We start from the raw sequence: 20,034 nt of genomic DNA on the forward strand, positions 1-20,034 counted from the left end.
GCAGGAACGTAATGACAATTAAAGCAATGAAATTATAGGAATAAGGGATCGAGTATATAGATTCTGTTTAAATTATCTAATTGAATTTATGCATAGGAATTAGGAAATCTATTTTTTATTTCTGAATAAGTTTTGTGTAAACGCTGAAAACTTCAACTGCTAAACCGTAGGATTCTCTGTATAATGCGTTAACTTAACGATAAGGAATCTCTCATGCACTTGGCGGCATTGCATACACCGAGCCAGATTCAACTCAACCAAGATGGCCACTTAAAGCATTTTCTCACCATCGATGGTTTATCTAAAGAAACCCTTACAAAAATATTGGACACAGCGCAGTCCTTTTTTAATGACCAAAATCAGCTCATTACCAATAATCTGCTAGAAGGCCGGACGGTGATGAATCTTTTTTTTGAGAATTCTACCCGCACCCGCACCACCTTTGAAGCGGCGGCAAAACGCCTTTCTGCGAATGTGCTGAATATTGATATTGCCCGTTCAAGCACTTCTAAAGGTGAAACGCTGCGAGATACGCTGTGGAACCTTGAGGCGATGGCCACTGATATTTTTGTGGTACGCCATTCATCTTCAGGCGCACCGCATTTTATTGCCAAAGATGTATGTCCGCATGTCGCGATTATTAATGCAGGCGATGGCCGCCATGCGCATCCAACGCAGGCGATGCTGGACATGCTGACCATCCGCCGTGAAACGAAAAAGAAATTTGAAGACATCAGGATCGCCATCATTGGCGACATTAAGCATTCGCGTGTGGCACGCTCCGATGTGGCTGCGCTGCAAACTTTGGGCTGTAAAGACATCCGTGTGATTGCGCCGAATACATTGCTGCCTTTCGGTTTTGAAGAATATGGCAGCGATGTCCGTTTGTTTAACAAAATGGAAGACGGCATTAAAGATTGCGATGTGATTATTACTTTGCGTATTCAGAATGAACGCATTGATTCACCGGCGCTGTCGTCGCAAGCTGAATTTTATAAAATGTACGGCTTGAATAAAGAGCGTTTGGCTTTGGCAAAACCGGACTGCATCGTGATGCATCCCGGCCCGATGAACCGCGGGGTTGAAATTGATTCCAGCATTGCAGATGGTCCGCAATCGGTGATTTTGCATCAGGTGACTAATGGCATTGCGGTGCGTATGGCGGTGCTGGCGTTGGCGATGCAAGGCCAGCTGCAGGAAAAAGGTTTGTTAGAAGCGATTGCGGGTTAAGGGAAAGTCATGACTATTGTAAAAATTGAAAATGTGCGTGTCTTAGACCCAATCCGTCAAATAGATGGCGTGCAAACGGTTTATATCGAAAATGGCAAACTGGTGGCGGAATCAGCGCAAATCAGTGAAACAATTGATGGCCAGGGCCTTTGGCTGATGCCCACGATGGTTGACCTGTGCGCGCGTATGCGTGAACCAGGCCAGCAGCAGCACGGCACATTAAAGTCAGAAGGTAAAGCAGCCCGTGAAAATGGGATTCTGCATGTCTTCACGCCGCCGGATTCTAAGCCGATTGTTCAGGACAATGGCGCGCTGATTCATGGCTTGGTTGAAAAAGCCATGCTGGATGGCGGCATTTATTTGCAGGTGATTGGCGCGCAGACGCAAGGCTTAAAAGGCAATCAGCCTGCTAATATGGCGGGTCTGAAAAAAGGCGGCTGTACGGCAGTATCGAATGCCAATGCGCCGTTTGCCGATGATGATGTGGTCATCCGCACACTGGAATACGCTGCTGGTTTGGAGATGACAGTCGTGTTCTATGCAGAAGAGCCTCAGATTGCTAAAGATGGCTGTGTGCACGAAGGTTTTGTCGCTTCGCGTCAGGGCCTGCCGATGATTCCGGCTTTGGCAGAAACAGTGGCTATCGCCAAGTATCTGTTGATGATTGAAGCAACAAAGGTACGCGCTCACTTTGGTTTGCTGTCATGCGGCGCTTCGGTTGAATTGATTAAACAAGCGAAAGCCAAAGGCTTGCCCGTGACGTGTGATGTTGCCATGCATCAATTGCATCTGACAGATCAGCTGATTGATGGCTTTAACTCGCTTGCGCATGTGCGCCCGCCGCTGCGTTCAGAGCAGGACAAAGAATTGCTGCGTCAGGGTTTGAAGGATGGCGTGATTGATGCCATTACCACGCATCATGAACCGTTAAGCAGTTCTGCAAAAATGGCGCCATTTGCTGAAACGCTGCCAGGCTTTACCGCTTTTGATACCTTTGTGCCTTTTGGCCTGCAGCTGATTCATGAAGGCTTGTTTGAGCCGCTGCAATGGGTTGAAAAGGTGACGGTTGCTCCTGCAAAAGTTGCCAATATGTATGAGCGCTGGCTGGCGGAAGCGGGCTGGGTTCTTGTCAATCCTGCGTTGGAATGGATCATTACCAAAGACAGCATTGTTTCCAATGGTAAAAATACACCGCTGATCAATCAAGCTGCAACAGGGAAAGCCGTACGGACATTTACTGCATAAATCTTCAGTAAGTCCTTGAATAAAAAGCCAGCATCAGCTGGCTTTTTTTGTATGTGAAATTCGATTGTTGAAGCAATACAATTAATTACAGAAGCAGAATTCGTTGGGCATAAACTGTTTAATTAATAAACAAAATAAAAATGACGAAGATGATAAATAGCAAAGGATCAGGCCGATGAGCAATAATTTAATTGAGGTATTGAAACAGCAAGTCTCTGCAATGGTGCTGGAAGGAGAAAGCACATTTCTTACAGAAAAAAATACGGCATTAAGTCTTTTCTATCCCATACTGCTGAGCATTTTAAGAGGAAATCCCCGTTTAATTGAGCGTTTGAGGGATCAGCTGAATCCGCGGCTGAATGATTTATTTGAAGGCCATCCTGCCTTAAAGCCCCAGTTTTTAGATTCTTTGCGCGGTGCAGCGCCTGCGCCCGAAATTGAAAGCACATTGTCTAAATCTATTCTGCCGGTCTTGGGCGTATTGGAGAATCAGGCAGGCTCTGCTGACCCGGATGCAATGGTGCATTTAATCAATACACAGCAAGATTCAGTGCATCGCGCTTTGCCCGTGTGGGCTGCTGGAATACTGGAAGCATTAGGCATCAATACCGCAATCGGGAAAACGGCCCATCAAGCGTCTGAAATTGTAGCGCAAGTGGCGGTTAAGGAGAAAAAATCCGGCGCATGGCTTCCTATTTTAGCCCTTATCATTTTAGGGCTGCTGGCCGCGTTTTGGTATAAATCCTGTTCGAGCAAAAACAGCGTGGAAGATGCTGGGCCTCCTGTGCAAAGCGCAGCGGCACAGCCGGCATCTTTGCATCTCAGCACAAATGAACAGGGGGCGCTGGCAAGCTGCCAAATATATGTCAACAACAGCAGTTATATCGATATTTTACAGCAGCAAGTGAAACAGATTTTTAGCAGTCCTGCAGGCTGTGGCGCTTCGGCGGACGCCGGCTACCATACCGTATATACGGATCAGGATGCCATTCCATCGGTATTGAAACTTATTGAAGGCACACCTAATGTCTCCTTGAATTGGGTCGGTGAACAATTGTCGATTCAAGCGGCTAACCCGCAGGATGCTGAACGGTTAGCCGGTGACATTAAGAAAATTGCAAAAAACATGAATATTTCGGTTCAGAAACCTGTTGATGTCAACGCAACCGTGAATAATAGTATTTCTGAGGCGCAAAAGGCGCTAGCTGCAATTAATCCTGAGCATATTCGCGCACTGGATGTTGCGACTGCACTGAATATGCAAATTATTAATTTTGCTGCGGGCTCTTCAGAAATTCCTGAAGCTAACAAATCAATCCTGGATCAGGCTGCGGCTTTAATGCAGCGCGCGAAGCAGGTCGAACTCACCGTAACAGGGCATACCGATGCGACAGGCAGTGCGGCGGCCAATAAAAAATTGTCTCTGGCCCGGGCCCAGGCTGTTGTGGATTACCTTATTGGCAAGGGCGTAGATCCGGCGCAATTGAGGGCTGTCGGCATGGGGCAGGAAAAACCGGCAGCAGAAAATGCCACAGAGGAAGGCCGGTTTAAAAACCGCCGCATTGAGTTTGAAGTGTTGAATAAAGATACAGGCGTGGCGCGTACAGTAGATGAACAGGGTGTGAAAGAATATTCTTATTAACGCCATGCATGCCGTGCAGCAATGTTTTAAGCAGTTCTTTAATTCTGAAAAATCCTTGCACTGGCTGCAGGGTTTTTTCAAGAAGCTATGGTCAAGATGCTGCGTTTTTGATTTAATACGCGAAAATTATAAAACAGTATGGTTAAAAGATGATAAATAAAAAATTAATGATCGGCCTCATGTGCGGTACTGCAATGCTTTCAGGCTGTGATTATTTTAAAAATAAAAAAGATAAAGCCACTTCAGAAGAACCGAAAATACAGCAAGTGACAGATTTCAGCTGTACAGCGCCAGCAAATGTAGAGCAGCTGCAGGATTATTTGAAGGAAGAATATCTTAAGGATTTAGATCAGCGCCTGCGCCAGTCATCTTTTGAAGCAGATCAGGCCTTATTGGATAAAATCCGCAAAAATATAAAGTTTGAAATTACCCATATCAGCACAAAAACGGAAAATCCTGAGCAGGCTAAAACCTTGGACTGCAGCAGTTTAGTGACTGCAATTTTGCCAAATGGCCTGCAAAAGCGGGCTGAAAATGCGTTTATGGATGCGCCGTGTGAGGAGTGTGAAGGTGAAGCAGCGGATAACACGACGCTGCAAGATTATCTGGGCAGTTCGTTTGCCGGCCTGACTTTGAAAAATGACCGCCTGAATGGCATCGACTTTATTTATCATATTGATAAGTCTGATAAAGATGAAATCAGCATGACCATGGAAAATCATTCAGTCATCAGTCAGTCCGCATATTTGACTGAATTGGCGGTGCAGTATGCTTCATATATGAAAGCCAATGAACAAAATAAAGAAGAGTCTAAAAAATATGTGGAAGAGGATACCGCGCAGCGTGAACTGGCGCAAAAAGCCTTAGATGTGCGCCAAAAAGAAATTGATGGGGAACAGAATGCTTCGGTAGAGAAGCTGAACGCTGCTTGGGACCGTTTGACGGCAGAGCAGAAAACTTCCCAGCAGCAGGATCAGTCAGATTGGTTCGAAAAGCGTGATGTGGACTGTAAAGTGCTGTCGCAAAAAAGCGTACATCAGGTCGATGAAAAAGAGTTAGAGACTTACCAAAAGAAATCTGACTATTGGAATGATGCGATGTCTGCACAGAATCAGGCGATTCAATACAGCAAATGCTTTATCCAAAAAACCAAAGAACGCACGGTCTATTTAAACAATCTGTTTAATTAATTTATAGCCGCTGCAGCATTGTTTACCGCGGCGCGCAATAGTGCATTCTTGAATTGAAAAGTGCGGGGATGAATGCAGCTGCGGTAAATTAATCTGAAGGACGAATTGATTCGTCCTTTTTTTATAGGCATGCTTAGGCATCATTTTAATAATGCAGCGGAATTATGCGGATCAGTTTTATTGGCGCAGGGCGGGTGGCGCATCATTTGGCGCGGGCTTTAAAGGAGCGGCACCAAATTGTTCAAATTTGCAGCCGGAAATATGAACATGCAGCCGCGTTGGCGCAGGCGGTGGGCGCTGAAGCGGCAACGTCATTCAGTGCTTTGAAGGCCGAGATTGATTTATTGATTATTGCCGTGAGTGACAGCGCAATTGCCGACGTGATTCAATCTGTTCACCGCTATGCGCCAGAAGTCTTGATTGCGCATACATCCGGCAGCACAGACATTGCCAAATTAACCGCAGTTCATCCTAGAGCCGGCGTGCTGTATCCTTTGCAGACCTTCAGTTTTGAACGTGAAATTGATTGGGCGCAAACCCCAATATTTATAGAAGCTGCAGAGCTGCAGGATTCAGCCATATTGAATGCATTGGCAAATGAGCTCAGCCAGCGGGTATATCAATACAATTCCGCGCAGCGCCTGAGCCTGCACTTGGCGGCGGTTTATGCCTGCAATTTTGCCAATTACTGCTACGACATGGCGAAACAGGTTGTCGATGCGCAGCAGGTCGATTTCAGCCTGCTGTATCCGCTGATATTGGAAACTGCGCAAAAAGCCACTGCAGCTGATCCTAAGGCAATGCAGACAGGCCCAGCCATGCGGGGAGACAAAAATATTATCGCCATGCATGCAGAAATGCTGGAACAGTCACAGCGTCAAGATTTGAAAGCGGTTTATGCACTGCTGAGCGAACAAATTTTAAAACGGCATCACTCATGATTTTATTGAAGCAATTGATGCTGAATGCTTGAGAAGGAGCGGATTTTGGCAAAGGATTTTAGCAGTCAGCAGGTGGTTGATGGTTATGACCAGCATATTCGAAAATTGATTCCGGGCTATGAGCTGGCGCATCAGCAGATCTTGGCAATTTTACAGGGATATCTGCCAGAGAAATCCAATGTGCTGATTATTGGTGCAGGGACTGGCTATGAATTGGGTTATCTGCTGCAGGCTTTTCCGAAGTGCAGATTTACCGTGACAGAATTGTCCCAGCCGATGCTGGAAAAAGCGCGGCACTATGCGGCGCCGTGGAATGCGGATCAGCGGGTAAATTTTGTTTTTGGCCCGCATACGGCATTGACTGAGCAGGGCGATTTTGATGCCGTGCTTTCGGTACTGGTAACGCACTTCATTCCTTTTTGCGAAAAACTGGCTTTCTTGCAGGGCGCACAGCAGTGTTTAAAATCCAGCGGGATTTTTTTGACATTTGATCTAATGCAGTTTCATGACCAGCAGGAAGCGATGGCCTTAAAGCGGCTGTGTGAAATGAACGGTTTGGCGGAAAAGCAAACACAAGCCATGCTGCATCGGATGAATGACGATTTTTATGCTTTAACTGAATTGGACACTTTGGCGCTGTTGCAAGAAGCCGGCTTTAAGCAGATATCTTCATTTACGCAAATTTTATGCTACCGGGGCTTTATCGCTGGTAAGTAAAATCATCTTCAGGTTCAGCAGCTGTTTATACAAAAAAATGACCTTTAAGTGAAATACGTGATGACGTTTTTTACAGATATATGCTATTAAAAGACAGACATGAAAAATAAAAATCAAAGGAAAACAAAATGCAAAAGGAATTTGACTACATTATTATCGGCGGAGGCAGTGCCGGCAGTGTATTGGCCAGCCGTTTAACGGAAGACCCGAATATTTCTGTTTGCCTGCTGGAAGCTGGGGGGCAAGGCGACAGCTGGACGGTGAATATTCCTGCGGCCTGTGTCGTAAGCCTGCCAACAAAAATCAATAACTGGGCCTTTGAAACGGTGCCTCAGGCAGGCCTGAATGGCCGAAAAAGCTATCAGCCGCGCGGCAAATGCCTTGGCGGATCTTCCGGCATTAATGCCATGATTTACATCCGCGGCAACCGCGCCGATTATGATCATTGGGCAGCATTGGGAAATGCAGGCTGGTCGTATGACGAGGTGCTGCCGTACTTTATCAAATCGGAAAATAATGAACGCATTGAAAATGAATTTCATGGCAATGCAGGGCCGCTTTCAGTCAGTGATGTGCGCACCGACAATCCGATCCATCAGCGCTATATGGCAGCAGCGGAAGCGCAAGGCTATAAAGTTCTGGATGATTTTAATGGCGCAGAACAGGAAGGCCTGGGCGTATATCAGGTGACCCATGTGAACGGTGAGCGCTGCAGTGTGGCCCGGGGCTATCTTTTCCCGCACTTAAGCCGCCCGAATTTAACCGTGCTGACACAGGCCATAACACATAAAATTCTGATCGAGAACCAAATAGCGGCGGGTGTGGAAGTGCAGCATGCAGGGCAAATCAAACAGCTGCATGCGCGTAAAGAAGTGCTGCTGTGCGCAGGAGCAATTCAGTCTCCGCAAATTCTGATGCTGTCAGGAATTGGTGATCAGGCGGAATTGAATGAACACCAAATTGAAGTGAAGCACCATTTGCCAGGCGTCGGTAAAAACTTTCATGATCACCCCGATTTTATTTTCGGCTATACCGTGAAAGATACCGCCAATACATTTGGCGTGTCCATGTCTGGCTCCTTGGGGATGATCAAGCAGATTAAGCGCTACCGCAGTGAACGCCGCGGCATGATTGCATCCAACTTTGCGGAGTGCGGCGGCTTCTTAAAAAGCGATCCTGCATTGGACATTCCAAATTTGCAGCTGCATTTTGTGATGGCGCTTGTTGATGATCATGCGCGTAAATTCCACGCCAGCCATGGCTTATCCTGCCATGTGTGCTTATTGAATCCGCGGAGCCGAGGCAGTATACAGCTGAGCGGCAATAAAATTACTGATCCGTTAAAAATCGATCCGAACTTTCTAGGCGATGCCGGTGATGTGGAGGACTTGGTTCAAGGCTATAAACTGACGCAGCAGCTGATGCAGTCTCCATCTTTATCTGAACTGTATAAGCAGGATTTATTTACTGCGGATGTGCATACAGATGATGATATCCGCAGTATTTTAAGGGCGCGGGTGGATACCGTGTACCATCCTGTAGGCAGCTGTAAAATGGGCATCGATGAAATGGCGGTCGTTGATCCGGAGCTGCGCGTGTACGGCATTGGCCAGTTAAGGGTCATTGATGCCTCTATTATGCCCACAGTTGTGAATGGCAACACGAATGCGCCTGTGGTGATGATTGCTGAAAAAGCAGTGGATTTGATTCGTCAGAGCCAGATTTATAAAGATGTGGCTTGATCAGGCAAAGCACGGTACTGACGAGATTGAAATACACCTATTTTGCAAAGATTAAATAAAGGAAAAATGCATGGCAATGGAACAGCAGCAGGCGCAAGCAGGGAATAGCGCTGCTTTAGAGCAGATTTTTACACAGCAGAAATTGGCATTTAAAGCGCAAAGCTACCCCAGCTATGAACAGCGCAAACAGAATTTACAGACCCTTTACCAAATGTTGGTTGATCACCAAGACGAGATCGCTGCCGCAATCAGCCGCGACTTTTCCAACCGCAGCGCTGACGAAACCCGCTTATTTGAAGTAATGACCAGCTTAAACGGCATCAAGCACAGCTTGAAATACTTAAAAAAATGGATGAAGCCCAGCAAACGCGATGTCGGTATCTTGTTTCAGCCTGCTAAAGGCTATGTGCTGTATCAGCCTTTAGGTGTGGTTGGCGTGATTGTGCCTTGGAACTATCCTTTATTTTTAGCTGTAGGCCCGCTGGCTCAGGCTCTGGCTGCTGGCAATAATGTCATGCTGAAAATGAGTGAATTTACCCCGGACTTTTCTGTACTGTTTAAAAGGCTGATTGCAGACAATTTTAGGGAAAGTCATGTCACTGTAATTACAGGCGATGCACAAATTGCGCAGCAGTTTACCCATTTGCCTTTTGATCACTTGCTGTTTACAGGGGCGACTTCAATTGCTTCGCATGTCTTGCATGCCGCAGCAGACAATTTAACGCCAGTTACCTTAGAGCTTGGAGGCAAGTCGCCTTCTATTGTTGCGCAGAATGCTGATTTAAAAGAGAGCGCTCGGCGCATTGCTTTCGGTAAAACCATGAATGCAGGCCAGACCTGTGTGGCGCCAGATTATGTGCTGGTGCACAGCAGTCAGCAAGATGCCTTTATTCAGGCTTATATGGATGCGCTTAAGCAGTTTTACCCAAACAGCATTGAAGGCAATCCTGACTATACAGCTATTGTGAATGCGCGTCAGTTTGAGCGGCTGCAGCATTATCTCACTGATGCGCATGCCAAAGGCGCGCAGCTTGTTCAGGAGCATGCTGAGCCGGATGGGCGCCGTATGCCGCATGTTGTGGTGACGAATGTCAATGATGATATGGCGCTGATGCAAAATGAAATCTTTGGGCCGATTTTGCCGATTGTCTGCTATCAACAGATTGATGAGGCGATTGAATATATCAATGCGCGTGAACGCCCTTTGGCTTTGTATTATTTTGGCTATGACAAAGCAGAACAGCAGAAGGTGCTGCATGAAACGCACAGCGGCGGCGTATGCCTGAATGAAACACTGATGACTGCAGGGATGGAAGATATGCCGTTTGGCGGTATTGGCGCTTCAGGCATGGGGCATTATCACGGTCATGAGGGTTTTAAAACCTTCAGCCATGCCAAGTCAGTTTTTGTACGGCCTAAATTCAGTTTGATGAAGCTGATTTATCCGCCTTATGGAACATTCATTCAGAAGCTGATTTACCGTTTGTTTATCCGTTAAATGAGCTTCCCATTTAAAGCATAAAAAAAGCGCTCCATTGAGTGCTTTTTTTATGCTTTGGCAATTAACCGATTTTCTTAAATAGGAAGTCGTTAATCTTATGTCCAGCTTCTAAGCCGCGGCGTTCAAATTTAGTTTGCGGACGCCAGTCTGGGCGCGGGTAGCTGTTGCCTTTGCCTGCCGCATTTTCTAAATTTGGACGGTTGTCCAGCACATCCAGCATCCATTCAGCGTAGGGTTCCCAGTCAGTTGCGGCATGGAAAGTGCCGCCGAGTTCCAGCTTTTGCTCCACCAGCGGCATACGGTCATGCGATACGAAGCGGCGTTTGAAGTGGCGTTTCTTTTGCCATGGATCAGGGAAATACAGCTGTACGGTATTGATGCTGTTGTCAGGCATTTCGCGCAGCACTTGAATGGCATCGGCATCTAAGACGCGCAAGTTTTTCAGCTCAGACATCCCGGCTTCAAAAACACATTGCGCAATACCTGGTACATGCACTTCAATGCCGACAAAGTTGCGTTCCGGGTTTGCTTTAGCCATCAGGACTAATGAGCGGCCCATACCGAAACCAATTTCAACCGTCAGCGGGCGCTCAGGGTGTTCGAAATGCTGACGTAAATCACCGACAGGATATTCCAAAATTAAGTGACCATATTGTTCAAGCGCAGTACGTTGAGAGGTGTTCAGCGGAGTTGAGCGGCGCATAAACGTCACGATTTCACGCTGTTCGCTTAAATTGTCCAGCTCTACGACTTGCTGGTCTAATTGATCGTTCGACATAACTTTGGCAAATCTAAAAAATTCAGAATGCGGTATTTTAAGTCCTGAGCTGAACAAGTCAAACTTTTTGCCTTGATTTTATCTTTAAAATGGCTTTGTCTGGGCAGCAGATGGATAGGATTAGCAAAATATCAGGCGTACCTATTTCATCATGCTTCAGCAGAAGCTTTATGTTTCGGGGCTAAAGGCAAGCTGACCTGAATGCTGGTGCTGCCGAATTGCGAAGCTATATCGAATGTACCGCCTAAACGGCTAATGCGGGCGCGCATGCTTTGCAGTCCAACATGCAATCCTGCATCTACAGTTTGCGGGTCAAATCCAGCGCCATTGTCGTGAATGTGCATGAGCAGTTCATGATTGTCTGTTTGGGTTAAAGAAACCGACACTTTTGAAGCTTGGCTGTGTTTGAGAATGTTGGTCAGGGCCTCTTCTGCAACGCGGGTTAAGGTTAGGCACTGCAGCGCTGTAGGCAGTTTCTCCCAGGTTGGCTCAAAAGACCATTGTGAAAGGATCTCTATTTCCTCAAACAGCTGGACAAATCTGTGGCGAATCGGCGCAGCCCATTCAATAGGCGTATCAGGAACTTTAGCGGAAAGGCTGGATCCTGTATCAATCACTTGGCGCAGATCACTGCGCAGCATTTTTAGAATAGACATCACTTGAGGCTTATTGATTTGTTCATTGCGCTCCAGTGTGATGATGGAGCGGACAATAGAGCCGCCTAAGCCATCATGCAGGTCATGCGAAAGGTGAATGCGTTCCTGCAGGCGGGCATTTTCCAGCGCCAGTTTATGCTGTAGGCCTAAAGACTCAGTGAGTTCACTTTTGGCGCGAATGATATTTTCATTTAGAGTTTTATTAAAAGCCGCAATTTCACGTGAGTCACGGGCTAAGCGGAATGCCAAAATTATGCCGATGGACATTGATGAAAAAGGCGCAGTATAGGGCGACAGCGGCTGACCTTGCAAAGTGGTCATAAATATTGCGTCATTAATCGCAATAGGAATAAACACGAGATATGTCACAGACATAAAATAGGTTTCAGTGATTTTAGACTTATAGGCGATATAAGGATAAGTCAGGCATTTGGCTAAAAAGATCAGCACGGCAAGGCCGAAAAAAACCTGCATGGTTTGATTGATATAGGCATCAGGCGCAAAGGCAATTGCAGCTGCTCCGCAGAAGGCAAAGGCAGACAGTATTTTTTCAATTTTAGGAAATGACTTGCGTGCAAAACGCCATGCGCCCAAACAGCCAGCAACCACATAAAAGCAAAAAATAATATTCTGCAGGCGGTCTACATCAGTGCTGTTCAAATAGGGCAGAGGCTCTGAATACACGACCAGTGTGCTGTACAGCACCCAGGCAATCGATACCAGTGCAAACCATAAAAATGCGGAATCATTGCGCGCTATGACCCAAACCAAGAAGCAAATAATAGCAATCACTAAATTCAGCATGGCGTTTAAATAAGGCAAGGTTTTCTTCTCAAGGACCCATTTACTATAGGCTTGATAAATACTTGCATAATCGCCAATCAGCACTTGGCCTAAGCCCGACTTTTGGGTCAAGCTGCCTTGTACTTGTACCCACAGAATATTTTCACCTTGATGCAGGCTTGAGGCTGGAATATTCCATAAATGCGGTGTAACGGCATTGCGTGCAATAGGTTCTTCAGTTGAAATATCTTGCCAAAGCAAGTCATTATTAATAAATACTTGCCCCGTCTGTGTAATGCTTTCAATGGCCAGTGCCAAAGGCGAGTTTTGCGCAGGATTTTGACAGCTATAGCTGAAAATAATTTTGTACCATGCCTTGCTGTGATAGCCAGGCCAGCGCTTTTCCCACTGATCCGGCAGTCTGTCCAGCGTTACCCAGCCTTGAGCCGGGCGCTGCATTTCCTGATTTGGATTGCCTTGCGCGGTTTCTATGCGCTGTATTTTTGTCTGACATTCTGCAGCGCCGCTGTGCTGCTGCGAGGATGCAAAAGCGCTGCTGGATACCCCAATGAAACTCGCAAACCAAACGAAGCACGCAATGATGGCGTGCCTGATCAGATTGGAACGATATTCAGAGTCTTTCAGCTCAATCACAGGTGTTTCCCCAAACCTTATGTTAAAACTAGACAAAATATGACACTTAGCTGAAATCAGAAAGCCGGCAAATGAAATACTGTAAATGTTTAATTTATAATTTTTTTTTGGAAAAATATATAGATAATTACCCTGAGCGTTCAATAAAGCGCTTTAGACAGGGCTGTTGATGCCGCTTGGATGCAATACGGATTCTGCGCATCTGTTTTGCAATTTCAAGAAGGTGAAGTTGGATTTGCTCAGTATGCAGGCGGTCAATTAAGGCGCTGCTGTCTTGATTGCCATAAGGGCAACCAACGCTGCTTGGCCAAATTTGCGATTAGACATCTGACCGATTAACAATAAGGTGTATGAGTAAGGCGAAATCATAAGTTTATAGGGAACTTAGATTCTGGAGGCATTAAAAAAATATCGAACGCTTATTTTAATGCAATAGTGAGTACGCCAAGGGCAATGAGGATGATCCCCAGATATTCTTGGACGCTGGGCCGTTCACCTAAAAAAAGTACAGCAAATAGGGTTGCCAACACGATACTGAGCTTATCAATCGGTGCCACTTGCGATACCTGACCTAGCTGTAGGGCGCGAAAATAACAAAGCCATGATGCGCCAGTGGCGAAAGCAGATAATGTTAAAAACAGCCACGTTTTGCCTGAGAGCAGCAAGGGATTCTGCCACTTACCCAAGCCCCAAACCAATAAACTTAATACAAATGCAATAATCACGGTGCGAATTAGTGTTGCTAAGTCAGAATCGATCTGCCGCAAACCAACTTTGGCAAAAATAGCCGTTAAGGCAGCGAAGCAGGCAGATAATGCGGCCCACACCAGCCAATGATTCATATTCATATTGTTGCCTATATTTTTAGTTTTGAACTGCTATCGCATAGGTTGTTTTATTTATGATAGCAGTAATGGTTTCATTTTTATTTCAGTAAAAAACTAAAGCGGATTGCAGCGGTCAATTAAGGTGCTGCTGGCTTCATTTAATCCTATGATTTCAACATCAATATGCTGATCTTTAAATTTCTGCACTACGGTATTCAGCATATTCACTGAAGTCATATCCCAGATATGGGCATGAGTCAGATCAATGATGACCTTGTGCAGATCTTCTTTAAAATTGAAAAATTGAAAAAACTTATCTGAGCTGCTAAAAAAGATTTGTCCGTAAATGCTGTATGTGCGGATATTGCCGCTGCGCTCAGACTGTACTTTGACTTCACTTTCCAGTTTGTTAATGATGAACAGGGCAGAAAGCAAGACGCCGACCAACACACCCAAAGCCAAATTGTGCGTTGCCAGCACTACAATAACCACGGCAAGCATCACCGCATTAAACGAAGCCGGATGCTTGCGGAATTGCTTGATTGAGCCCCACTGGAAGGTGGTAAAAGACACCATGACCATAATCGCAACTAAAGCCGCCATAGGCACATAGGCCAGCCAGTCTTTAAAAAATACCACCAGGCACAGTAAAAAAACGCCTGCCACTAAAGTGGATAAACGGGTGCGTGCCCCTGAAGAAACATTAATAATTGATTGGCCGATCATGGCGCAGCCAGCCATGCCGCCCATAAATCCGCTGACAATATTGGCAAAGCCTTGCCCGCGGCATTCCTGATGGCGGTCGCCCTCAGTGCCGGTTACTTCATTGATGACAGTTGTGGTCATCATGGTTTCGAGCAAACCGACAGTGGCCAAGGTCATAGAATAAGGCAAGATGATCTGCAGGGTTTCCATATTCAGCGGAATTTCTGGAATCAGGAAAATCGGCAAGGTATCAGGGAATTGCCCTAAGTCGCTGACGGTACGCATATCAGTGCTCAGCAAAAGCGCCAAACCGCTTAGAACAACAATACAGATGAGTGGCGAAGGAATGGTTTTGCCGATTTTAGGAATGTATGGAAACAGATAAATAATCGCGAGGCCCAGTGTCATAAATAAATAGCCTAAGCTATCCATCTGGCTTATTTCAGGAATCTGCGCCACGAAAATTAAGATGGCCAGCGCATTGAGAAAGCCATACACAACAGCCTGCGAGACAAAGCGCATCAGCTTAGCAACTTTAAAGTACCCCGCAATGACTTGTATCACACCTGTTAATACGGTAGCGGCCAGCAAATACTGCAAACCATGCGCTTTGACCAGCGTAATCATCAGCAGGGCCATAGCGCCAGTCGCTGCCGAAATCATGGCGGGACGTCCGCCTAAAAAGGCAATGGTGACGGCAATGCAGAACGATGCATACAAGCCGACTTGCGGGTCTACGCCGGCAATAGCGGAAAAAGCGATAGATTCAGGAATCAGCGCCAGCCCGACGACCAATCCTGCCAGTACATCTGTACGTATATTGGAAAACCACTCTTCTTTTTTAAAAACCACAATTTTTTCATCAAAATTAAATCAGGCGTATGGTAAATCATCATGAAGCAAAATTGCATCGCAGATTCACTTGAAAAAAGCTGTAATTTAGACAATATTCAAAGCGTAAAGGTTTTTATCCATTTACGCTTTTTTGCAATTTATAGGTGTGATCACTTGAAAGTTTGTTAGAAGCGATTTAAAACAGTTAATAGTGTAATAACAAGGATCAGATATGAAGCTTTACTATTCTCCAGGCGCTTGCTCATTGGCATCGCATATTATTCTAAATGAAATTAATGTTGATTTTGATTTGGTTCGCGTCGATCTAAAAACACATAAAACAGAAAAGGGCGCAGATTATTATGAAATTAATCCTAAGGGCTATGTCCCGGCTTTAGAGATTAATCCAGGCTTGATCCTTACTGAAAATGTTGCAATTTTACCGTTTCTTGCACAGCATGATCCGAAGCAAGATTTAATTCCGCCGTCGGGTTTGGGCCGCGCCAAGGTTTTGGAATGGCTGGGCTATTTAAACTCAGAATTGCATGATGCCTATGCGGTGTTTTTTGGCGCGCCGCTGAATGATGAGGCCAAGGCAAAAGGCTATGCAGAAATTGACCGCTTGTTGAGCTATATCGATAAAGCGATCAGCGAATCAGACAATGATTACTTGGTGGATGATAACTTTGGGCCAGCGGATGCATACCTATTTGTGCTCACCAACTGGTCGAATTTGATTCACCATGATTTAACGCCGTATAAAAATATTATTGCACTTCGCAATAAGGTCGCCGCGCGCCAGTCTGTGCAAATTGCGATGCGGGATGAAGGCTTAATTCCTTAAAAAATAGTTTCAAAACGCCAGATGATAAAAAAACGCCTTAGGGCGTTTTTTTATGCCTACTATTCTGATTGCTGATTTTTAATCAATAATATTTTGCATATTCGGGAATTTTTAACAGTATTTATTGCCGCTATAGTGCCTGCAGTACTTAATATTCAAGGCTTAGACATGAGTAACATTTTAATTGTAAATGGCGCCAAAACATTTGCGCATTCAAATGGTGAGTTGAACGATACCCTGACGGATTTAGCAGCATCCGTTCTAGCTGATTTGGGGCATCAGGTTAAAATTTCTCGTGCAGATTCCAATTATGATGCGAAGGATGAAGTGCAAAATTTTCTTTGGGCGGATGCTGTCATTTACCAAATGCCAGGCTGGTGGATGGGCGCACCTTGGACCGTCAAGAAATATATTGATGATGTTTTTACCGAAGGGCACGGCAGTTTATATGCAAGTGATGGCAGATCACGTTCTGATGCCTCTAAAAAATATGGTTCCGGCGGTTTAATTCAGCATAAAAAATATATGCTGTCATTAACCTGGAATGCGCCGATGGCGGCATTTAATGAACCTGACCAGTTCTTTCATGGTGCGGGTGTGGATGGGGTGTATCTGCCGTTTCATAAAGCCAATCAATTTTTAGGATTGCAGGCGCTGCCGACATTTATTGCAAATGATGTCATTAAGGCGCCAGCTGTTGAAACTTACAAAGCGCAATACCGTGAACATTTGATACAGGCTTTTGCTTAATTGGCAATCAAGGAAACCATTATGCTCACTGTTGTTGCAGAAATTATATGTGCTGCAGAAACTGATTTTGTTAGAGTGCTTGAGTCATTTAAAAAGATCCGTCCGCGGGTTTTACAGGAAGCGGGCTGCTATGGCTATGACATTTATATTGATGATCTGTCAGGTGAAAGCGCTATGCAGGCGAAAGTTCCATATTCCATTATTATGTACGAAAAATGGGAAACGCGGCAGGATCTGGAAACGCATATGCACAGCGTTAATATGAAAGCGCATCAAGAGGCAATACAAGGTGCTGTATTGCAGGTTCAAGTGCGCATACTGGAACAAGTGGTATGAGTTGATTGCATTTGCAAAATAGCCCTGCGGCAGGGCTATTTTACTCAAACTCATCATGTTCATTAAATTGTATTTGCTCGAGGCTCAGTGAATATTTATTTTTTAATTTTGACCATTCAACTTTAACGGGCTGCGCAGTTTCTGAAAACTCATTTTCTCCAGATGTGCGTTTTATTTTTCCTGTTAAGAAATTGATACTGCGTGCGCTGATATCGCCTGATGCGCGATGAAAGTCATTGCTGTCCAGGCCAATCAATTTAAATGCATGGTTTTGATATTTGAAGGTATAGGTCTGATTGGTGACGTACCATGAGCCGCAGCTGAGCCAATAATGCAAGCTGATTTTCAGCAGGCCTTTCTGGATGGCTAAGGTTTCACCTTCACCCAATGGGTCGGCGAGGCAAGGAGCATCGGCATCACCTTCGGTCGGCAAGCTTTGGTTGCTGGCAGCCAGCTGATAGCCTTGCTGTGACTGCAGCAGTACCATCAATTTCCGCGGATTCAGATTGAGTTTGTCGCTGCCCAAGTTTTCATTTAAGACAATCTTTTTCGGGTCAGTATCTTCGATAATGACAGCAAGATCGGGCAGTCCGTCCGCATTCAAGTCGCCTTGGGTTGTTTTGAGGACTTTCCAATGTTCAGGAATAAAGGACTGATAGCTTGTTAAAGCAGGCTTTTGTGCTGAAATGCTGCTGATCATTAAAGACGCGACAATAAAACAGAAGAGTCGTTGTTTTAATGGCATGTTTTGGCCCTTTTAAATTTTTATCGAACACACAGCAGCATATCAAATGCTAAAAATAAAATTTGAAAAGCAATCAAGGATAAAAGGATTCCGAAGAATCCTTTTATACGGTATTTTTGCTGATTATTTAAAGAAATACCCGGTTTCTGGCGAGCTGGCATTGGCCATACGCTTGCGCGGCATGCGGCCTGCTAAAAATGCTTCACGGCCAGCTTCGACGGCTTTTTTCATTGCAGAAGCCATCAGCACTGGATTTTGCGCGGCGGCAATCGCCGTATTCATCAGTACGCCGTCACAGCCTAGTTCCATGGCAATGGCTGCATCACTGGCTGTCCCTACGCCAGCATCCACCAATACCGGAACTTTGGCATTTTCTTTAATAATTGAAAGGGTGTGCGGATTTAAAATCCCAAGGCCAGAGCCAATTAAGCTGCCCAACGGCATAATGGCCACGCAGCCCATGCTTTCAAGTTCCTGAGCCACAATAGGGTCGTCTGAGGTGTAGACCATAATTTCAAAGCCATCATCAATTAAGGTGCGGGCAGCTTTTAAGGTTTCAGTGATATTGGGATAAAGGGTTTTTTCATCTCCCAGCACTTCCAGTTTCACAAGGTTATGCCCATCCAGCAATTCGCGCGCCAGCATGCAAGTGCGGATTGCACTGTCGGCATCAAAACAGCCTGCTGTATTTGGCAGTATTGTATATTTCTCAGGCGGGACAACGGACAGTAAATTAGGCTGATCTGGATGCTGGCCAATATTGACACGGCGGATTGCCACGGTCACGATTTCAGCGCCGCTGGCTTGAATGGCTAAATCTGTTTCGTGCAAATCTTTATATTTTCCCGTACCGACCAATAGGCGTGACTTGAATGTACGTGAACCGATTTTAAAAGTGTCTTCCATGGGGACTCCATTTAGCCGCCGCCGACGGCATGAATTATTTCGATGCGATCTTCATCGCAAATGGCGGTCTGTTCTAATCTGCTTTTCGGAATAATCATTTCATTTTTCTCGACGGCAAAGCGCTTGCCTTCCAGTGCGAGTTCTTGAATGAGTTCCAATAAATTGCGGCAAGCAGTTTGCTGCGGCTCGCCATTCAGGTAGATGTGCATGCAAAAATCTCTACGGGGTTATTTTGCGAATTTAAATGCGTTCCAAGCCAAAATCAGCCAGCCTAAAATCATCAGCGCACCGCCAATCGGGGTGATGGCGCCTAATATGCGGGGCAGGCCTAAAGCCATGATATAGAGTGAACCGCAAAAAAAGAGGATGCCCATTTGAATCAGCCAAAAGCTGGCTTTTATGGGAAGCTGCGGAATGATTTTGCTGATGATGGCTAAGGCAAGAAGGCCCAAGGCATGATAAAAGAAATAATCTGTTGCAGTTTGCCACCAGGCAAGCTGTTCAGGCGATGCAATTTTTTTTAAACCGTGTGCGCCGAATGCGCCAAGCATCACGGCTAGAGCGAGGTTAATTGCAGAAATTCCAATCCACATACACAAGATGCCCTTGGTAAAATTTGCGCTCCACCATAGCATATTTAGGGGCAGGCGGGTAAGCCGAAAACTGCCATTTTTTAATATCAGGATTTAACATAGATGCATATGTGCGCACTTGTGTTGAATGTGAAATCGTCAATAAAGCTGAAACTCAGCGGCCAGTGTCGTAAACCATCACAGGGGCATTGCTGTAGGACATTGAACTATTTGCATCAACGGCAATAGCTTGCGCTAAGCCGGCAGATTTCCAGCCATTGCCTAAGTCAAACTGTTGATTGCGCGCACCAAAGTGCCGCCAATTGAAGTTGCAGATAGGCGCTGGATAGCATGCGGGTCATTAAATCTTTTTTTAAAGCGCGGAGTTTTATTGATATATAACGGTCAGAGCCACCCTTTATTTTTATTGAATACA

The 20,034-nt window shown here is 45.5% G+C and carries 19 protein-coding genes; 11 read left to right on the top strand and 8 right to left on the bottom strand.

Annotated elements, in window-relative coordinates:
- Window positions 1–213: 213 nt before the first annotated feature.
- From JZ784_RS03445 to JZ784_RS03480, 8 genes are all read left to right on the top strand, one after another.
- Window positions 214–1,230 carry an aspartate carbamoyltransferase catalytic subunit gene (locus tag JZ784_RS03445; RefSeq protein ID WP_346313819.1) on the top strand — a complete coding sequence of 339 codons (1,017 nt, stop codon included), beginning with the start codon at window positions 214–216 and terminating at the stop codon, window positions 1,228–1,230.
- Between the two features lie 9 nt (window positions 1,231–1,239).
- Window positions 1,240–2,475, top strand: a complete 1,236-nt coding sequence (locus JZ784_RS03450; RefSeq protein WP_346313820.1) for a dihydroorotase — start codon at window positions 1,240–1,242, stop codon at window positions 2,473–2,475.
- A 175-nt stretch (window positions 2,476–2,650) separates the two neighbouring features.
- Window positions 2,651–4,117: an OmpA family protein gene (locus JZ784_RS03455; protein WP_346313821.1), complete on the top strand. Its 1,467-nt coding sequence runs from the start codon at window positions 2,651–2,653 to the stop codon at window positions 4,115–4,117.
- 149 nt (window positions 4,118–4,266) lie between these two features.
- Window positions 4,267–5,307, top strand: a complete 1,041-nt coding sequence (locus JZ784_RS03460) for a DUF1311 domain-containing protein (RefSeq protein ID WP_346313822.1) — start codon at window positions 4,267–4,269, stop codon at window positions 5,305–5,307.
- 164 nt (window positions 5,308–5,471) lie between these two features.
- The gene (locus JZ784_RS03465; RefSeq protein WP_346313823.1) at window positions 5,472–6,248 is read left to right on the top strand and encodes a DUF2520 domain-containing protein; all 777 of its coding nucleotides are present in this window, start codon (window positions 5,472–5,474) and stop codon (window positions 6,246–6,248) included.
- A gap of 45 nt (window positions 6,249–6,293) precedes the next feature.
- Window positions 6,294–6,965 (top strand): class I SAM-dependent methyltransferase, encoded by a 672-nt coding sequence (locus tag JZ784_RS03470; RefSeq protein WP_346313824.1) that lies wholly within the window; start codon window positions 6,294–6,296, stop codon window positions 6,963–6,965.
- 128 nt (window positions 6,966–7,093) lie between these two features.
- Window positions 7,094–8,707 carry a GMC family oxidoreductase N-terminal domain-containing protein gene (locus JZ784_RS03475; RefSeq protein WP_346313825.1) on the top strand — a complete coding sequence of 538 codons (1,614 nt, stop codon included), beginning with the start codon at window positions 7,094–7,096 and terminating at the stop codon, window positions 8,705–8,707.
- 70 nt (window positions 8,708–8,777) lie between these two features.
- Window positions 8,778–10,205: a coniferyl aldehyde dehydrogenase gene (locus JZ784_RS03480; protein ID WP_346313826.1), complete on the top strand. Its 1,428-nt coding sequence runs from the start codon at window positions 8,778–8,780 to the stop codon at window positions 10,203–10,205.
- A gap of 64 nt (window positions 10,206–10,269) precedes the next feature.
- Here the strand turns inward: JZ784_RS03480 and trmB are convergent, their stop codons facing one another.
- The 4 genes from trmB to JZ784_RS03500 form a co-directional block, all read right to left on the bottom strand.
- A complete protein-coding gene (gene trmB / locus JZ784_RS03485; protein WP_346313827.1) occupies window positions 10,270–10,986 on the bottom strand; it encodes a tRNA (guanosine(46)-N7)-methyltransferase TrmB in 717 nt (238 codons plus the stop codon).
- Window positions 10,987–11,135: 149 nt separating this feature from the next.
- Window positions 11,136–13,079: an ATP-binding protein gene (locus tag JZ784_RS03490; protein ID WP_346313828.1), complete on the bottom strand. Its 1,944-nt coding sequence runs from the start codon at window positions 13,077–13,079 to the stop codon at window positions 11,136–11,138.
- Window positions 13,080–13,498: 419 nt separating this feature from the next.
- The gene (locus JZ784_RS03495) at window positions 13,499–13,927 is read right to left on the bottom strand and encodes an EamA family transporter (protein ID WP_346313829.1); all 429 of its coding nucleotides are present in this window, start codon (window positions 13,925–13,927) and stop codon (window positions 13,499–13,501) included.
- Window positions 13,928–14,020: 93 nt separating this feature from the next.
- Window positions 14,021–15,466 carry a SulP family inorganic anion transporter gene (locus JZ784_RS03500; RefSeq protein ID WP_346314248.1) on the bottom strand — a complete coding sequence of 482 codons (1,446 nt, stop codon included), beginning with the start codon at window positions 15,464–15,466 and terminating at the stop codon, window positions 14,021–14,023.
- 211 nt (window positions 15,467–15,677) lie between these two features.
- On the opposite strand from JZ784_RS03500, the gene JZ784_RS03505 reads away from it, so the two are divergent.
- The 3 genes from JZ784_RS03505 (at window position 15,678) to JZ784_RS03515 (ending at window position 17,375) form a co-directional block, all read left to right on the top strand.
- Window positions 15,678–16,289 (top strand): glutathione binding-like protein, encoded by a 612-nt coding sequence (locus tag JZ784_RS03505; protein WP_005010644.1) that lies wholly within the window; start codon window positions 15,678–15,680, stop codon window positions 16,287–16,289.
- A gap of 168 nt (window positions 16,290–16,457) precedes the next feature.
- Window positions 16,458–17,039 (top strand): NAD(P)H-dependent oxidoreductase, encoded by a 582-nt coding sequence (locus JZ784_RS03510; protein WP_346313830.1) that lies wholly within the window; start codon window positions 16,458–16,460, stop codon window positions 17,037–17,039.
- Between the two features lie 21 nt (window positions 17,040–17,060).
- A complete protein-coding gene (locus JZ784_RS03515) occupies window positions 17,061–17,375 on the top strand; it encodes an antibiotic biosynthesis monooxygenase (RefSeq protein WP_346313831.1) in 315 nt (104 codons plus the stop codon).
- A 40-nt stretch (window positions 17,376–17,415) separates the two neighbouring features.
- Here the strand turns inward: JZ784_RS03515 and JZ784_RS03520 are convergent, their stop codons facing one another.
- The 4 genes from JZ784_RS03520 to JZ784_RS03535 form a co-directional block, all read right to left on the bottom strand.
- Complete coding sequence (locus JZ784_RS03520; RefSeq protein WP_346314249.1) at window positions 17,416–18,075, bottom strand: hypothetical protein; 660 nt, start codon at window positions 18,073–18,075, stop codon at window positions 17,416–17,418.
- Between the two features lie 168 nt (window positions 18,076–18,243).
- Window positions 18,244–19,026, bottom strand: a complete 783-nt coding sequence (locus JZ784_RS03525) for a thiazole synthase (RefSeq protein ID WP_346313832.1) — start codon at window positions 19,024–19,026, stop codon at window positions 18,244–18,246.
- 11 nt (window positions 19,027–19,037) lie between these two features.
- On the bottom strand, window positions 19,038–19,235 hold the full coding sequence (gene thiS, locus JZ784_RS03530) for a sulfur carrier protein ThiS (RefSeq protein WP_005010632.1): 198 nt from the start codon (window positions 19,233–19,235) through the stop codon (window positions 19,038–19,040).
- A gap of 18 nt (window positions 19,236–19,253) precedes the next feature.
- Entirely contained in the window at window positions 19,254–19,619 is a 366-nt protein-coding gene (locus tag JZ784_RS03535; RefSeq protein WP_346313833.1) for a DUF423 domain-containing protein, read from the bottom strand.
- Between the last annotated feature and the right edge of the window lie 415 nt (window positions 19,620–20,034).

Source organism: Acinetobacter sp. CWB-B33 (assembly GCF_039655955.1).
Lineage (GTDB): Bacteria > Pseudomonadota > Gammaproteobacteria > Pseudomonadales > Moraxellaceae > Acinetobacter > Acinetobacter bouvetii.

Excerpts from the sequence above, each read along its gene's own strand:
- JZ784_RS03445 (WP_346313819.1), top strand. The coding sequence starts at position 214 with ATGCACTTGGCGGCATTGCATACACCGAGCCAGATTCAACTCAACCAA.
- JZ784_RS03450 (WP_346313820.1), top strand. The coding sequence starts at position 1,240 with ATGACTATTGTAAAAATTGAAAATGTGCGTGTCTTAGACCCAATCCGT.
- JZ784_RS03455 (WP_346313821.1), top strand. The coding sequence starts at position 2,651 with ATGAGCAATAATTTAATTGAGGTATTGAAACAGCAAGTCTCTGCAATG.
- JZ784_RS03460 (WP_346313822.1), top strand. The coding sequence starts at position 4,267 with ATGATAAATAAAAAATTAATGATCGGCCTCATGTGCGGTACTGCAATG.
- JZ784_RS03465 (WP_346313823.1), top strand. The coding sequence starts at position 5,472 with ATGCGGATCAGTTTTATTGGCGCAGGGCGGGTGGCGCATCATTTGGCG.
- JZ784_RS03475 (WP_346313825.1), top strand. The coding sequence starts at position 7,094 with ATGCAAAAGGAATTTGACTACATTATTATCGGCGGAGGCAGTGCCGGC.
- JZ784_RS03480 (WP_346313826.1), top strand. The coding sequence starts at position 8,778 with ATGGCAATGGAACAGCAGCAGGCGCAAGCAGGGAATAGCGCTGCTTTA.
- trmB (WP_346313827.1), bottom strand. The coding sequence starts at position 10,986 with ATGTCGAACGATCAATTAGACCAGCAAGTCGTAGAGCTGGACAATTTA.
- JZ784_RS03495 (WP_346313829.1), bottom strand. The coding sequence starts at position 13,927 with ATGAATATGAATCATTGGCTGGTGTGGGCCGCATTATCTGCCTGCTTC.
- JZ784_RS03505 (WP_005010644.1), top strand. The coding sequence starts at position 15,678 with ATGAAGCTTTACTATTCTCCAGGCGCTTGCTCATTGGCATCGCATATT.
- JZ784_RS03510 (WP_346313830.1), top strand. The coding sequence starts at position 16,458 with ATGAGTAACATTTTAATTGTAAATGGCGCCAAAACATTTGCGCATTCA.
- JZ784_RS03515 (WP_346313831.1), top strand. The coding sequence starts at position 17,061 with ATGCTCACTGTTGTTGCAGAAATTATATGTGCTGCAGAAACTGATTTT.
- JZ784_RS03520 (WP_346314249.1), bottom strand. The coding sequence starts at position 18,075 with ATGATCAGCAGCATTTCAGCACAAAAGCCTGCTTTAACAAGCTATCAG.
- JZ784_RS03525 (WP_346313832.1), bottom strand. The coding sequence starts at position 19,026 with ATGGAAGACACTTTTAAAATCGGTTCACGTACATTCAAGTCACGCCTA.
- thiS (WP_005010632.1), bottom strand. The coding sequence starts at position 19,235 with ATGCACATCTACCTGAATGGCGAGCCGCAGCAAACTGCTTGCCGCAAT.
- JZ784_RS03535 (WP_346313833.1), bottom strand. The coding sequence starts at position 19,619 with ATGTGGATTGGAATTTCTGCAATTAACCTCGCTCTAGCCGTGATGCTT.